This is a genomic window from Bradyrhizobium sp. F1.13.3 (assembly GCF_040548265.1).
In the GTDB taxonomy this organism is placed as follows: Bacteria; Pseudomonadota; Alphaproteobacteria; order Rhizobiales; family Xanthobacteraceae; genus Bradyrhizobium.
In genome coordinates this window covers 218639-234777 of record NZ_JBEPRI010000010.1, presented here as the reverse complement: position 1 = coordinate 234777, position 16139 = coordinate 218639, and the positions used below count along the sequence as shown (strand labels likewise).

Below are 16139 nucleotides of genomic sequence, written 5' to 3'. Positions count from 1 at the left end.
CACCCTGCCGGACTCTGCGGGAGTGCGCACCGCCTGTGCTTCCCGCGAAAAGAGCAGCAAGCGACGTGCCAATCTTGAGGGCGGCCCATCCCAGGTTTGGCTCCGATATTGCATAGCAGCACGGGGACAGGTGGGCGTTTCAGTATGATGTCGATGTATTATCAGGCCTTTCAGAACCATATGGACCTGACGGCGCCGTGGCGGTCGGGGGCTTCGTCCGCACTCAGATTCCTCAATCTGGTGCCGCAGGGCTTGTCGGATCAGGTCGTCGGCCGTCTGTCGGCCGCGCTTGAGCTGATCTCCCGCTCCACCCTCACCTACCACCGCCCCGCCTACGGCATCGACAGCGTCATGGTCGGCAATCGCGAAGTCGCCGTGACCGAGGAGATCGCTTACGCGACCCCGTTCGGCTCGCTGCTGCGTTTCAAGAAGGAGGGCGTGGGCGAGCAGCCGCGCATGCTGCTGGTGGCTCCAATGTCCGGCCATTTCGCGACGCTGCTGCGCGGCACCGTGAAGACGCTGCTGCAGGATCACGATGTCTACATCACCGACTGGCACAATCCGCGTGACATTCCCCGTAGCGAGGGCCGTTTCGGGCTCGACGACTACACCGAGCATCTCATCGACTTCCTCGGCCAATTGGGCCCGCGCCCGCATATGGTCGCGATCTGCCAGCCCTCGGTCTCGGCGCTCGCGGCCGCCGCGATCATGTGCGAGGGCAACCATCCTTCACGGCCGGCGACGTTGACGCTGATGGCCGGCCCGATCGACACGCGCATCCAGCCTACCAGGGTCAACGAATTCGCCAAAAGCAGGCCGATCGACTGGTTCGAGCAGAACCTGATCAACTACGTGCCGGTGCAGTGCCGCGGTGCCTTGCGGAAAGTCTATCCAGGTTTCGTGCAGCTCACCGCCTTCGTCTCGATGAATCTCGAGCGCCACATCAAGCAGCACATCGATCTCGCCGATCACATCGCCAAGGGCGAGAAGGAGAAGGCGGCCAGCATCAAGACCTTCTACGACGAATATTTCGCCGTGATGGATCTGCCCGCGGAATTCTACATCGAGACGGTCCGCGACGTGTTCCAGGAGCACCTTCTGCCCCAGGGCAAGCTGATGCATCGGGGACGTCCGGTGAACACCAAGGCCGTCAGCCGCATGGGGCTGATGACGGTCGAGGGCGAGAAGGACGACATCTGCTCGATCGGCCAGACGCTGGCCGCGCAAGACCTCTGCACCGGCGTGCGCGCCTACCGCCGCGTCCACCACATGCAGGCCGGCGTCGGCCATTACGGCGTGTTCTCGGGCAAGCGCTGGAATAACGAGATCTACCCGCTGCTGCGGGATTTCGTGCACGTGAATTCGTAACCCGTCAGCCCCTGGCCCGTACGTCACGAGCGAACGCGCATTGCAGTGAGGCGACCGGAGATGCTGGGGCAGGATCTCGACGCCTCTCCTGACCAAACGGCTAGCTAGAGAAACCGCACGTGCCTAATGCACTTGCTTGAGCAGCTCTCTGGCTTCAACGACTTCGGGAAGATTGCGCTCCGCATCGAATTCAGCGAGCACGGGAGCGAGCACCTCGGATACCGCGCCCGCTCGGCCATTTGTCTTGTGCAGGCGTGCAAGTCCAAGGGCGCTGCGCAGCTCGAAAGTCTTCACCCGTTGGTGCCGTGCGATTTCCAGCGCTCGGTTTAGCGCATTTTCGGCACTGGCTAGGTCCGAAGGATCATGACGCAACAAAAGCTCCCCGTAGACGCGATGCAGCTCGGCATCAAGCCAATGCTGACCGGATTGCCCCGCCCATGTGATCAATCCGCTCAAGATTTCCAGCCCGTTTTCGAGTCGGCCCGACTCTGCATCCGCCATCGCGACATGCATCCCCCAAAACGGCTCACAGAGGTAGCAGTCATTCTCGTGCAGCAAGGTCCAGCCGCGACGCATTTCCGTTAGCGCGGCCATTCCGTCGCCGGCACGCCACTTGGCCAGGCCATTCAGGTAGGTGCCGGCGGCCACATACAGCGGCATCGTGTGGTCGCGAGCGAGACCGAGCGCCAGGATCGTCTCTGTTTGCTGCAACATGCCCCCGCATAGTCCGTCGAACACAGCTCGATGAACAAGCGCATTGGCCTGAGAAAGCGCCCGTTTTTCTCCGGAAGCACTTATCGCTTCCACGGCGAGGCGACGTGCGCGAGCGATCCTGCCAAGCGGCCAAAGCACCAGGGCAAGAAACCTCATGATCACGAATGGGAGATCCAGTGCCGAGCCCCTAAACGTCGCGGGATCCGGCTCGTCACCATAGATCTCTAGTGCCTTCTCAAGATGTACTCTCGCGTTCAAGTAGTCGCCCCCGAACCAGCAGGTAACCCCGCCCGTCCAATGTGCAACGACGGCGGCCACCGGTGAGTCCGGTCGCCGTTCAGCGGCGTTCACGATGGCATCCACCAGCGCCCGCATCGGCGCGAGTTCGCCGTGTGTCAGGCAGGCATTGAAGAGACCCGAATGGACTGGCGCAAGTTCAACCGGATCATTGATGTCGGCTGCGAACTGTCGGGCGCGCGTCCATGCGGCTACCGTTTCGGGAGCGCTGTGCCCGAGGCTGCCCCGTAATGCACGGCCATATGCGATTTGAAGATGTAGCCTACTCATCATCCGGTCGTGCTCATCGTGCAGCTCATCGGCGACGGCAATCGCCTTGCCGAGATGTGCAATCGCCTCGGAATAGGCGGAGCGTTTCAGCGCCTGCAGGCCCGCCTTGCGCCACCATTCGAGGGCGACCTCGTTCAGCCCCGCCTCAGTGAAGTGGTGTGCCAGAACTTCCGGCTCAGTCTCGGCGACGACTGGAAACTTCTCGCGCAGGACATCGCCGATGCGCTTGTGAAGCACCTGCCGTTTGCTCTTGAGCAGGCTCTCGTAGGCCGCTTCCTGAACGAGAGCGTGCTTGAAACTATAGTTTGCTTCGGGCGGAGCCCCGCGACGCACCAGCAGTTCGGCCTCTTCGAGTTGTGCTAGCGCAGCGCTCAGCGTCAGATCATCGCGTCCCGCCACATATCTCAGCAGCGCGTATGAAAAATCGCGACCGATGGCGGCGCCTATCTGCGCCAACTCCTTGACTGGGGCCAGCCGGTCAAGCCGCGCCATCAGCGAATCCTGCAGCGTTGCGGGAATAGCGAGCGGCGGGAGCGGATTATCGAGGCGATAGCGCCCGGCATCTTCGACGAGTAGCCCGGACTCCAGCACCATCTTGGTCAATTCCTCGACGAATAGTGGGATGCCATCCGTCCTATCGATGATCTGCTTCATCATCTCGCGTGGCAGCTGGCGACCAACGGCCACCTGTTCGACCAGCGCGCGCGAGTCCTGCCGATCGAGTCGGTCGAGCCGCAACAGACTAACGTTGGCAAGGCCCGACCAGGAGGGCTCGAACTCTGGCCGGGATGTCATGAGCACGAGTATCGGCAGGCCTCTGATCCGATCGACCGCGAGATCGAACAGTTCAAGTGTCGTGGCATCGGTCCAATGCATATCCTCGCAGATAATCAGCAGGGGTTGCTCTCGCGCCAACCCTTCAAGCTGATCCAGAAGGGCGGCAAATGTCTGTCGCCGCTGCTGCGCCGGGCTCAAACTCAGCGGCGGACAATGGTCGCCGGTGGGAATCGAAAGGAGAGCCGCAATGAGCGGTGTCGCTTGGGCGACCTGCTGTGTTCCAAGCGCCAGCATTGCCTCGAGCTTGTCGAGCTTTTGCCCAGGCGTGTCGTGCGACCGGATGCCGGCGGCGCGCTCGAGCTGCGCGACAAAGGGATGGAGCGCACTGTTGATATGGTAGGGCGAACACTGATATCGCACCCGGCGGTGAGCCCCCAACGAGGGGCTTTCGGACAGCGTTGCGACAATGCGCGACTTGCCGATGCCCGCTTCGCCGGAAATCAATACCATCTGCCCCTGCCCCTGCCATGCCAGCCGCTGGCGCGAGAGAGTGAACTCGATCTCATCCCTGCGGCCGACAAAACCGGTCGAGCGTACCGCGCGGACCGCCTCGAAGCGACTCTCGGATGCGATCGCTCCCTCCACCGCCCAGACTGCGATGGGTTCGGCTATGCCCTTGACCTCACGGCGGCCGAGATTGCGAAACGTGAAGAGATCACCAAGCAGCCGGCGCGTCGACGAAGCAACGACGACCGCGCCCGGTTCCGCCAGGCTCTGGAGCCGAGCGGCAAGGTTTGGTGTGTCGCCGACGGTTGCCTGTTCCTCTGACGCATCTCCGCTGATGAGGTCACCGACCACCACAAGCCCTGTCGCAATTGCGATGCGCAGTTCGACCCGTTCGTCGGCGCCTGTTTTGAGCTGCCCAATTGCGGAGATAGTGTCGAGACCCGCTCGCACTGCGCGCTCCGCATCATCCTCGTGGGCGCGAGGATAGCCGAAATAGACGAGTATTCCGTCGCCGACGAACCTGGCTATCCTGCCGTCATAAGCCGCAACGACGCTCGCGCAGGCGGCGCGGTAGGCCCGGATCACTTCCCACATATCCTCGGGATCGAGACGCGCCGAGAGCGCGGTCGAGCCGACCAGATCGCAAAACATAACGGTGAGGTGGCGCCGCTCGGCGTCCTGAGGAGGCGTCGGCGATGCGATCAACGCGGCTGGATCGAGGTCGGCAATAGCACGCAGCATTTTGCGGCGATGGCCTAGCAGGACTCCGAGCTTATCAAAGTCCTCGTCCATCAGTTCGGGGAGGATGCCCACGTCGATTGCATTCTGGGCAAAACGCTCTGCGTATTGCCCAAGCCCCAGTTTGTCGAGCCACTCCGCAATCTGCATTGGCTCCACCGATCGTGTGGTTGGCGGTTAGCAGGATTTTGGACCACGGCGCGGGGACGATATCCCAACATCGCCATGATGGCACGTCTTGTTTGTTGTGCGATAATTTAGGTTACTCAGTACCGACACGGCTTCTAAGCCGGGTCGCCGCCCGATGCGAACGACTCCGCTACCAAACATCGTCTTCACGCAGCGTTGCACGACAGAGGTTGCGATGAGTGGTCACGACTCACTCGGGACCTGGAGCCGAATCCAACGCTGCGGCTTGTGCTCTCGTCATGACGCCAAGCAGACGTTCTTGGGTGAGCACAATTCCTTCATTGCTTGTCCATGCGCGCTTCGTAGTTGCGAGCCATCGTGCCCGCCGCGACTTGGAGCGAAGAACCAACCACCCAACAGCCGGCAACAAAGGCTATCAGGCCATTGGCTGGGTTATGATCAAGGACAAGGATGCTGACGGACAGAGTTGCGGCAATCGCGGCGCCGAACGTTCCGGCCGCGCTCATGATCTCAGCCGGCTCGGAACCATTCCACTCTTCCGAGGTGCTCGAAATCGACTTCCGCGCGACACTGCGAGACAAATCAATTCCAACGTAATAGCTAAAAGCTCCGTAGAGCATCGTTATCAGCACGATCCAGCCGCTTTCAAACAGTCCGCCTTTCTCACGCAACAGGGCCGCACCCACATAGAGGCCGCAAGAGGCCCCAACGGCTGCGAGCCCAATTCTTTCAAGAAGATGGGCCGACCTGATCAGACCGGAACGAGCGATCCGAAGATTGCCGGAGCCCCTCGTTAGGGAAAATGCGCTAGAAATTGCATCACTAATTTTCATTGGGGGTCTCCTTCTTAGGTAAGTAGCGGCCTACCGGCCGACCCCGAATAGAGGCAGCCTCGTGGACGCGTTTTGCGATTGCCTGGATTCCAATTTCTGAAAAATCTGTGCTGAGTGATGGGGCTGGCTTGCTCGTGAGCTAGACGAGAGCCAATCCAAAGCTGCGAGCACGCGGCTACGCAGGCCTTGCATCTCACCCGTGTCTGTCAGTTAAGTCCGGGTGCGGCAATTTCTTGCGGGAGTGATAGCTCGAAAAGAGAGTGATGAAATATGAGACGGTTCACATAACGCGGTTTGCCGTCGCTCTATCCGATCACAATTTCCGGAGGACAAGTCTGCATCGTCGCGAGACCCGGGAGCGCGGGAGCTGAAAGAGCCATCAGTAAACAAGTTGTCCCGCGTCTCGCCGACATCAGATCTATCCACTCATACCATGTTTTGCGCACGTGAATTCCCGAAGCGCGAGCAAGCAATCAGCAGGGTCGGACAAGGCAGCGCGGCTTTGGGAAAGACGTCGGCGCTGCACCAGACCTAAAACCTGGCCATGCCGCTCGCGCCGGAGGCCAAGCCATGTCCGAACTTCCCACCCTCGCTGCAACACCCGCCGCGATCGTCGATGCATTGAAGGCGGTCGCAGGCAATCCGCCGAAGGTGCGCGCGATCTTCGCCAAGGGTCGATGTGTGCGCGGGACCTATGCGCCGTCCGACCACGCGGCAGAGATCACGCGATCGCTGAGCTTCACAAGACCGTCGCGCGTGCTGGCGCGCTTCTCCGTTGGCGGCGGCAATCCCGGGGTGACCGACACCAACAATCTCGTCCTGCGCGGCTTCAGCTTTAGGCTTGGCGACGATGCCCATCGTTCGGACATCCTGACGGAAACCGCTCCGGTGCATTTTGCACGGACGCTCGACCAGATGCTCGCCTTCCTCGAGGCGCGCATCCCAGGCGCGGACGGCAAGCCTGACATCGAGAAGGTCCGAGCCTTTTCCGCGGCCAATCCTGAAACACTGAACCAGGCGAATTACGTCGCGGCACGCCGGCTGCCCGGCAGCTTTGCCGGCACGACCTATTGGGGCGTGCACGCCTTTCCCGCGACGAACGCGAAGGGCGAGACCCGCTTCATCAAGTTCAAGGTCGCGCCTGTGGGCGGTGACGTCACCTTGAGCGAGGACGAAGCCAGGGGGAAGTCGGCCGATTTCCTGCATGACGATCTCGCGCGGAGGATCGCAGCCGGCGATATCCGCTTCAACGTGATGGCCTTGCTCGACCGTCCCGGCGATCCCACCATGGACGTGACCCTGCGATGGCCGGACGAGGACAACCGTGAGCAGGTGCGGCTAGGGACAATCGTCATCACCAGCCTCGAGGCCAACGAGGCCTGCGACGGCTCCATCTTCAATCCGGTCAATCTTGCCGACGGCATCGGCCATCCGCCGGACGAGATCTTTGCCGCGCGCCGCACGGCCTACACGATCTCACTGGCGAAACGCCGGTAAGTTCAAGTCTTGTCCCGTCCGCCATCCGTGTCGCGGCGCCATGCGCCCGGACTGACGCCGACGATGGACGAGAACACCCGCGTGAAATGGCTCTGATTCGCGAATCCGGCCGAGATGGCAATCTCGGACAACGGCAGGTCGCGGACCGACATTAGTTGCTTGGCCGCCTTCACGCGCTGCTGGAGCAGCCATTGATGCGGCGGCAGGCCGGTGGAGATCCGGAATGCGCGTGAGAAGTGGCTGACCGACAGGCCAAGCTCGGTCGCGATCAGCTGCAGCGCGATCTTGCCCGAGAGATCGGAATCGAGCCGGTCACACGCACGCTTCACCTGCCATGGCGCGAGACCGCCGCGGCTCGGTTCTGCGGCTGGCTTCAGCCCACCATAGGTCTGGGCCACATGGGCGGTGAGCGCAAGCATCATGTGATCGACGAAAAGCTGGTTGGTCTCGTCGGGCCTACACAGTCCTTGCCGCAACGAGGCACCGACATGTCGAACGACCTCGTCGTCATGACCGACACCTGGCTCGTAGCTCAGCTCGCCAACGCGCGGCCCGCCCGGTTGCCTAGCAACGCCGTTGAGCGCCGAGCGCGGCAAATAGAAGAAGAGCGAGTGAAACGGCTTGTCGATCACATAGCGCGGGTCGCGCTTGAGGTCGTACAGATAGGTCGCACCTGCGCGAACATCCGCCTTGGTGACACAGCGGCCCTCCTCCCAGCATTCGCAATCCGGATATCGCGGAGTTTCAGGCTGACGAGATAGGCATCTTCCGCAGCCAGCGAGCCGGAAATATCCGGCGTCGGATCGTCGTTGCGGACTTCGGTGACCGCGAGTTCGGAGCTGTGCAGCGAACGCGTGATCAGGACCGGTGCTTGCTCCGAGCGAAGGCCCTGCCCGAGCCTCTGCCCGTAGACGCCTGCTTGTGTCATTTCAGTAAATCCATCCGTAAAGGCACGTCTTCGCCGGCCTTCCCGAGATCCGCACATTATCGGAGATCGCCGGCCGACGGTCCAGCCGCAGCGCATAACACGAGGCTGGCGCGGCAGGCTGTCGCACTGGATCGCGCCGCGATGATTTCATTGTGATTTCAGCGTGATGTCACAGGCCCGGCGCCGCGAAGGACACCATCGTTGACCTCCCCGGCAGATCGCCGCGCGACTCCATCGTGCATTTTGGAAATGATGCGTAGACAGAGAGCCATGCGCTCATGGCCTTCGTCAGGCGGACCATTCCTCGCCCCAGACCTGCACGACGTGGCCCGGCGACACCTCGCGATATTGCCGAACGGGCGGCTGGTAGTCGGGCGCGCGCACCGGGCTTCTGATCTCGTCGTTCGCTACCTCGCGCCTGGTGCCGCGGCGCGCTGGATCCGGCACCGGCACGGCCGCCATCAGCTTCTTCGTATAGGGATGCTGCGGATTTCCGAACAGGGCCGCGCGTGGACCGGTCTCGACGATCTCACCGAGATACATCACCGCGACGCGATGGCTCATACGCTCGACCACCGCGATATCGTGCGAAATAAAGAGATAGGCAAGTCCCATACTGGCCTGAAGGTCCAGCATCAGATTGACGACCTGCGCCTTGACCGAAACGTCGAGCGCCGAGACCGCTTCGTCCGCGACGATCAGCTTCGGTCCGAGAGCGAGCGCGCGGGCAATGCAGATGCGCTGGCGCTGGCCACCGGAGAATTCGTGCGGAAAGCGCGCGGCCATGTCGGCGGTGAGACCAACGCGAACGAGCAGGTCGGCGACCTTCTCCCGCGCCTGCGACGCCGTGGCGAGCCCGTTGGCGAGCAATGGGGCCGCAATCGCCGTTCCCACCGACATGCGCGGATTGAGGCTCGCGAACGGATCCTGAAACACGATCTGCATCTGCTTGCGGAAGTGGCGCAAAGTGCGGGCATTCATGGCCAGCACATCCTGCCCGTCGATCAGGACGGTGCCGCTGTCCGGCTCCGTCAGCTTGAGAATGGAGCGGCCCGTCGTCGACTTGCCGCAGCCGGATTCGCCGACCAGCGCCAGCGTCTCGCCAGCGCGCAAGGTGAAGGAGATGTTCTCGACCGCATGAACGCGGCCCGAGACCTTGCCGAACAGGCCCGAGCGGATCGGAAAGCGCGTCGTGAGGTTGGAGACTTCGAGCAGCGGTCGCTCGGCAATCGAGACCGTATCGGGCGTCTCCGCCGGCTCGTCCGAGGTTCCCGTCAGCTTGTCGACGATCGGAAAGCGCATCGGCCGCGTCCGCCCGTCCATCGAGCCGAGGCGTGGCACGGCGGCGAGCAGTGCCCTTGTGTAGGGATGCGAAGGGGCTGCGAAGATGCGCGAGGTATGGTCGGTTTCCACCGCCTGGCCGCCATACATCACCACGGTGCGATCCGCGATCTCGGCAACCACGCCCATGTCGTGAGTGATGAAGAGGATCGACATCTCCTCTTCCTGCTGAAGCTCCTTCAACAGCTCCAGGATCTGGGCCTGGATTGTGACGTCGAGCGCGGTGGTCGGCTCGTCGGCGATCAGCAGCCTCGGCTTGCAGGCCAGCGCCATCGCGATCATCACACGCTGGCGCATGCCGCCGGAAAAGCGATGCGGATGCTCGTGGAAGCGCGACTTCGCCGCGGGTATCCGCACACGGTCGAGCAGGCGGATGGTCTCGGCCTCCGCCGCCGCGCGCGACAGGCCGCGGTGCTGAATCAGTGCTTCCGCAATCTGGAAGCCGATGGTGAGCACCGGATTGAGGCTCGTCATCGGCTCCTGGAAGATCATGGCGATGTCGTTGCCGCGAACATCCTTCATGCTCGCTTCGGGCAGCGTCAGCAGGTCGCGACCGGCAAGCCGGACACTGCCTTCGACGCGGCCGGTCTCCTTCGGGATGAGCCGCATGATCGAGAGCGCGGTGACGCTCTTGCCCGAACCGGATTCGCCGACGATCGCCACGGTTTCCCGCGAGGCAATATCGAACGATACATCGCGGACGACGGGAATCCATTGCCGCTCGCGCATGAAGGACGTCGTCAGGCCGGAAACCGACAGCACCGGCGACTGCGCGTTGACAGCGACTTGATCAGCTCCGCTTGCGCCCATGCTCATGCCAGTGTCCTAATAGCCACGAGTACGGTCGACACGCCCCGGCAATTCTTCACCGCGGCGGTGACGCGCGATCACGTCCAGCACGAAATCGACCGCCGTGTCCGGCGTGGTCATGCTGGCATTGTGCGGCGTGACCAGGATGCGCGGGTGGCCCCAGAACGGATGGCCTGCGGGCAGCGGCTCCGGTTCGGCGACGTCGAGGACGGCGCCTGACAATGCGCCGCTGTCGAGCGACGCGAGAAAGTCGGCTTCGACCAGATGCGGGCCACGCCCGACGTTGACGAGCGACGCGCCGCGCGGCAGGCGCGCGAACAAGTCTGCATTCAGGATGCCGCGGGTCTCGTCGGTCAAAGGCAGCAGGCAGACGAGAATGTCGGTCTGCGCAAGGAAATCCGGCAACGACTCCATGCCCGCATAACAGGTGACGCCGTCGAGCTCGCGCGGCGAGCGGTTCCAGCCGACAAGCGGAAAGCCGAACGCCGTGAGGCGTTCCAGCACGGCCTGGCCGAGCTGGCCAAGGCCCATCACGCCGACGCGCCGCCGCCTCGCCGGCGTGATCCGGATCTCGCGCCAGACCTGTTCCTTCTGCTGGTTGATGAAGTGCAGGAGATCGCGATGCAGAGCGAGCACCGCCATGGTGACGTATTCGACCATGGTCTCGGCGATGCCGGGCTCCAGCATGCGCACCAGCGGAATGTGTGGCGGAACTTTTGACGCGTCGAACTGGTCGACCCCCGCACCGACCGAGAAGACCAGCTCGAGATTGGGGAAAGTCGTCGCGATGTCGTCCGGCGGCACCCACGCCACGAGATAGCGGACGTCAGCGGGATCGCCGATGTCGGGCCAGAGCCGAAACGGAACATCGGGCGCGCGCTCGGCGAAGAAGCCCGCCCACTCAGCGCCCCGAACCATGTTGGCCTTGTAGAGGACCGTCATGCCGCAAAACCCTCAGAAGGGGCTGACCGGCGCGAGCCGGCGGCCGTCGATCAGGCGCTTGTGGCTGTAGGCCGCGGGATCGACGAGCGGCGTCGCGCCCGTTACGATGTCGGCGGCGAGCTTGCCAGCCGCAGGACCGATGCCAAAGCCGTGGCCGGAGAAGCCGGTGGCGAGGAAGAAGCCGGGCATGGCGTCGACCGGCGAGATGACGGGGATGGTGTCCGGCGTGCAGTCGATCGTCCCGCCCCAGGCTTCCGCGATCTCGATCTCTTTCAGCTCCGGGTTCGACTTGATCAACGAAGCCAGCGCGGCATTGACCAGAGACATGTCAGGCGCGGGATCGCGAACGCGCTCGGTCTCGAATGGCGACGGCTTGTCCAGGCTCCAGCTCGTGCCGCGCATGAGCTGGTCGAAGAAGGATTTGCCGAACGACAGTTTCAAGCCGTTCTTGCGATGCAGATAGGTTGGCCAGAAGGTCCGCGCGTAGCGGAACAGATCGGGCGACAGTTCGACCGTGCCGCGGTTGCGCAGCGCCAGCGTAAAGCCGCCGTCGAGGCGGCGGCGGATGCAATAGAAATCGGTGCCGAGCGCGCCGGAGGTGATCTCCGGCCCCGGCGTGGTCCGGCACGCGGTGGCGTTGACGAGGCCGATCGGCAGCTCGATGCCATGGCGGCGGCAGAACAGCGACGACCACGCTCCGCCGGACAGCAGCACCGATTGCGTGCGAATGGTGCCCTTCTCGGTGACGACGGCGCTCACCCGCCCGCCTTGCGTCTCCAACCCACGCGCGGCGCAGCCCTGATGAATGGTGACGCCGTGTTTTCGCGCGGCGGTCGCAAGCGCCGGCACCGCCATCGAGGGCTCGGCGCGCCCGTCGCTCGGCGTGTGCAGGCCGCCAACCCATGTCTCGGAATTGCCGGGCAGGCGCTCGGCGACTTCCGCCGGCGTCAGAACGGTCGAGTGGACCTGCATCTCGCGTGCCGTTGCGGCCCATCGCTCCCAGCTGGCGAGTTCGTCCTTGCTCTTGGTCAGGAACAGCACGCCGGTACGGCGGAAGCCGGCATCGACGCCGGCATCGTTCTGCATATCCTCCCATAACCGCAGCGCCTCGCGCGCCAGCGGGATCTCCTCACGCGCGCGACCCTGCTGGCGGCACCAGCCCCAATTGCGGCTCGACTGCTCGCCGCCGACATGGCCCTTCTCGACCAGGGCGACGGAGAGGCCCTTCTTCGCGAGGTGATAGGCCGCGGAGACGCCGATGACGCCGCCGCCGATCACGACGACATCCACCTGCGCCGGCAGGCGTTCGTCGCTGTTTATACGGGTGAGCGGCGGGGACATGGGACACTCCAGATATTCAGTTCGATGGAAGCTCGTCGGCTTGTCATGAGATGTTCATTCGCGGATCGAGCGCGTCGCGCAGGCCATCGCCGAGGAAGTTGAAGCTCGTGACCGCCAGCGTGATGGCGACGCCCGGCGCGATCGCGAGCCAAGGCGCGCTGGTGAGATAGATCTGCGCGTTGTTGAGCATGTTGCCCAGGCTCGCGGCCGGCGGCTGGATGCCGTAACCGAGATAACTCAGATAGGACTCCAGCAGGATCGCCTTGGCCACGTTCAGCGTCGCAGCCACCACGATCGGCGCGACCGCGTTGGGCACGAGCTCGCGGAACATGATCCGCAGGTTCGACGAGCCGAACGCGAGTGCAGCAACCGCAAACTCGCGTTCCCGCAGCGAGCGCACCTGGGCCTCGACGACGCGGGCCACCCACATCCAGGCGGTTGCCGCGATCAGCACGGTGGTGGTGACGAAGCCGGGCTCGATGAGCGCCGCGAGCGCAAGCAGCAGGAAGATGGTCGGAAAGCAGAGCATGGCATCGACCAGCCGCATCAGCACCGCACCGACCACGCCGCCATAGAAGCCGGCGAAGGCGCCGACGGCGATGCCCACCGCCATCGCGATCACCATCGCGATGAAGCCGATCGACAGCGAGACACGCGCGCCCATCATCAACCGGGCCAGCACATCGCGGCCGAGTTCGTCGGTGCCGAGGATATGCGCACCGGAAAACGGCGGCGCGAAGCGCTTCATGATGTCGATATAGGTGTCGTCGAACGGCAGGAGGTACGGGCCGAATGCCGAACCGAGGATGAGCAGCAGAATGATCACGGCGCCCGCGAGCGCGAGCCGGTGCCGGCGGAAGCGCCGCCAGGCGGCCTGGCCCGGCGCGAGCTGAACGGTCGTGAGGGCTGCGCTCGTCATCGCCTAGCCCACCCGGATCCTGGGATCGACGACGAGCGAGCAGCGACCCAATCAGCACCATGATCGCCGAGAACATCAGGATGCCCATCACCACGGGATAGTCGCGGTAGCCGATGGAATCGAGGAACAGCCGGCCCATGCCCGGCCAGGTGAACACGGTCTCGGCGACCAGCGCGCCCCCGAGCAGCGTCGGAAACTGAAGGCCGGCCACCGTGATCATCGGCAGCAGCGCGTTCCGCAAGGCGTGAACCGTAAGGATCCGCCATTCCGGCATGCCCTTGGCGCGCGCGGTGCGGATGTAGTCCTGGTTGATCACCTCGAGCATGGAGGAGCGCATGAAGCGGCCCCACATCGCGGTCTCGACCAGCGCCAGCACCAGGGCCGGCGCGATCAGATGATGCAGCAAGTCGAGGAAGGAGCCATCGCCGACGGTCTGCCGGTTGCCGGCCGGCAGCCAGCCGAGCTTCACCGAGAACACGTAGATGGTGACGAGTCCGAACCAGAAGGTCGGGATCGACAGCGCGATCATGGCGCCGACGGTTGCGAGCGTATCGAACAGCGAATAGCGGCGCAGCGCACCGAGCACACCGATCCAGCAGCCGAGCAGGACGGCGATGATGGTCGCGGTCGCCATCAGCTCCAGCGTGGCGCCGAGATGAGAAGAGATCACCGACAGCACCGCCTCGCCGTCGCGATACGAGCGGCCCCAATCGCCCCTCAGCATCCGGCCGAACCAGTCGAGATACTGGATCGGCAGCGGCCGATCGAGCCCGAGCTGCCGGGTAACGCGATCGAGGTCCTCCTGCGTCATCTGCGCGGACGCCGCGAATTGCGAGAGCGGACCGCCGGGCGCCAGATGCAGGATGGCGAAGCCGATCGCGGACACGATCACCAGCAACATGATCGCCTGCGCCAGGCGATTGGCGACGTAACGGGCCATCTCAGGCGATCTCGCGCACCTGAACCATCAAGCCCAGTACCATTCGCGGATGTTCCAGCAGTTGATCGACATGTTGATGTTGGGACGGAAACCCTGGAGCCCTTCCTTCACGCCCTCGGCGATGAAGCCCTGGAACAGCGGCAGGATCGCGAGGTCGTCGCGGATGAGCTTTTGCAGATTGCCATAGGTCGACTTGCGCTGCGTCAGATCGAATTGCTTGGCACCTTCTGCGAGAAGCCGATCCGCCTCAGGGTTGCGATACTGATAGGTGTTGTAGCCGCGGCCACCCTTGGCAGGAATGGCGCCGGAGCCGAAGCGAGGCGTCACGTCGGGGTCGCTGCCCAGCATGAAATTCACCCCCACGATCACCGAATTGAATTTCGACTGCTGCCAGAAATCGCCCCAGATCACGGCCGCCGGCATGTTGTTCACGCGCATCGCGGCACCGATCGCGCGCCAGTCCTGGATCAGCAGTTGCTGGGTTTGCTCCCGCACCGCATTGCCCGACGTTGTGGAATTGGCGAACTCGAGCTTGACGCCGCCTTTCTCGCGCACGCCGCCAGCGCCGCGGACCCAACCGGCCGCATCGAGCAGCGTGTTGGCCTTGGCCGGATCGTATTTGTGCTGCGGCAGTCCCTGCTGGAACGACCAGGCCTGTTGCGGCACGAAGCTTTCGGTCTGCGTCGGCAAGCCGTAGTTCAGCGCGTCGATGATCGCCTGCTTGTTGATCGCAAGATAAAGCGCCTCGCGCACGGTGCGGTCCGCCAACGCGCCGAACTCCAGATTCGGCGCGATGTGCTCCACCGACGACGTCGAGGAGACGAAGATCTTGCGCCCCTTCAGCGTCTTCGCCTCCTGCACGAAGTTCGGCAAAATGCCTTGCAGGCCGGTGTAATCGACCTGCCCGGTACGGAACTGAGTGTAGAGCACGGTGAGATCGGGAATGTATTTGAAGACCACGCGCTCAACGTAAGGTCCCTTGCCGTGGTAACCGGCATGCGCATTCAACTGAATGTGGTCGCCGGGAACGCGCTCGCCCCAGCGGAACGGCCCGGTGCCGACAGGCGCGTTGTGGAACGGCGAGGCGTTCGGATCGGTCACCTTTTCCAGGATGTGCTTGGGCACGATGAAGGTCAGCGATCCCAGGATCGACATATAGGGCGAATAGGGCGCTTCCATGCGCCAGTGAATCTCGTCGGGCGCGACGACCTTGATGTCCTTCACGAGGCTATGGCCGACGCGGCTGCGCGCGCGGAAATCGGGATTGTTGATCAGCTCGAGCGAGAACTTGACGTCCTCGGCCGTGAACGGCGTACCGTCGTGCCATTTCACGTCGCTGCGGAGCTTGATCTTCCAGGTCAGGCCGTCGGCCGACAGGCCGCCATTCTCGAGGGTCGGGACTTCGCGGGCGAGGTCGGGAACGAACTTGCCGTCGGGATCGATGAACCAGAGCGGCGAGAACACCTGCCACCAGATGCCCTGATCGACTTCGATGCCCGGCATCAGGGGATGAAAGACCGTCGGCTCCTGCGACAGCGCCGCGATCACCTGCCCGCGCGGCTTGTCCGGCGGTTGGGTCGGGCGTTCGGTCTGCGCAAATGCGTTGCCCGATAGCGTCCATCCCGCCGCGGCGCCCGCACCGAGCTGAAAGATCTGACGGCGATTCGGATTGCCGAGATGCAGTGCCCCAACGCCGAACTTCCCGGTGTCGTCCGCCATGACCACTCTCCGTTGTCGCACGCGGCACCGTCTCCCGCGCCCCCGAGA

At 63.6% G+C, this 16139-nt stretch carries 9 protein-coding genes and 2 pseudogenes; 2 read left to right on the top strand and 9 right to left on the bottom strand.

Going from position 1 to position 16139, the window contains the following annotated elements; all coding sequences use genetic code 11:
* Positions 1 to 144: 144 nt before the first annotated feature.
* Positions 145 to 1368, top strand: a complete 1224-nt coding sequence (locus ABIB66_RS26150) for a polyhydroxyalkanoate depolymerase (RefSeq protein WP_275169215.1) — start codon at positions 145 to 147, stop codon at positions 1366 to 1368.
* A gap of 123 nt (positions 1369 to 1491) precedes the next feature.
* Here the strand turns inward: ABIB66_RS26150 and ABIB66_RS26145 are convergent, their stop codons facing one another.
* Positions 1492 to 4821, bottom strand: coding sequence for an adenylate/guanylate cyclase domain-containing protein (locus ABIB66_RS26145; protein WP_354205155.1), 3330 nt, complete (start codon positions 4819 to 4821; stop codon positions 1492 to 1494).
* A 317-nt stretch (positions 4822 to 5138) separates the two neighbouring features.
* Complete coding sequence (locus tag ABIB66_RS26140; RefSeq protein WP_354205153.1) at positions 5139 to 5654, bottom strand: hypothetical protein; 516 nt, start codon at positions 5652 to 5654, stop codon at positions 5139 to 5141.
* 570 nt (positions 5655 to 6224) lie between these two features.
* On the opposite strand from ABIB66_RS26140, the gene ABIB66_RS26135 reads away from it, so the two are divergent.
* Complete coding sequence (locus tag ABIB66_RS26135) at positions 6225 to 7151, top strand: catalase family peroxidase (RefSeq protein ID WP_275169218.1); 927 nt, start codon at positions 6225 to 6227, stop codon at positions 7149 to 7151.
* Between the two features lie 2 nt (positions 7152 to 7153).
* Here the strand turns inward: ABIB66_RS26135 and ABIB66_RS26130 are convergent.
* The 7 genes and pseudogenes from ABIB66_RS26130 to ABIB66_RS26100 all read right to left on the bottom strand — a co-directional run bounded on the left by ABIB66_RS26130 (position 7154) and on the right by ABIB66_RS26100 (position 16091).
* A pseudogene (locus ABIB66_RS26130) lies at positions 7154 to 8079 on the bottom strand (AraC family transcriptional regulator).
* Between the two features lie 288 nt (positions 8080 to 8367).
* The gene (locus ABIB66_RS26125; protein WP_354205149.1) at positions 8368 to 10236 is read right to left on the bottom strand and encodes an ABC transporter ATP-binding protein; all 1869 of its coding nucleotides are present in this window, start codon (positions 10234 to 10236) and stop codon (positions 8368 to 8370) included.
* Between the two features lie 9 nt (positions 10237 to 10245).
* Positions 10246 to 11172 carry a 2-hydroxyacid dehydrogenase gene (locus tag ABIB66_RS26120; RefSeq protein ID WP_275169224.1) on the bottom strand — a complete coding sequence of 309 codons (927 nt, stop codon included), beginning with the start codon at positions 11170 to 11172 and terminating at the stop codon, positions 10246 to 10248.
* A 12-nt stretch (positions 11173 to 11184) separates the two neighbouring features.
* Positions 11185 to 12513, bottom strand: a complete 1329-nt coding sequence (locus tag ABIB66_RS26115; protein ID WP_354205146.1) for an NAD(P)/FAD-dependent oxidoreductase — start codon at positions 12511 to 12513, stop codon at positions 11185 to 11187.
* 43 nt (positions 12514 to 12556) lie between these two features.
* On the bottom strand, positions 12557 to 13432 hold the full coding sequence (locus tag ABIB66_RS26110) for an ABC transporter permease (RefSeq protein ID WP_354205144.1): 876 nt from the start codon (positions 13430 to 13432) through the stop codon (positions 12557 to 12559).
* A gap of 3 nt (positions 13433 to 13435) precedes the next feature.
* Positions 13436 to 14372 (bottom strand): annotated as a pseudogene (locus ABIB66_RS26105) (ABC transporter permease).
* 27 nt (positions 14373 to 14399) lie between these two features.
* Positions 14400 to 16091, bottom strand: coding sequence for a peptide ABC transporter substrate-binding protein (locus ABIB66_RS26100; RefSeq protein ID WP_354205142.1), 1692 nt, complete (start codon positions 16089 to 16091; stop codon positions 14400 to 14402).
* Positions 16092 to 16139 lie beyond the last annotated feature (48 nt).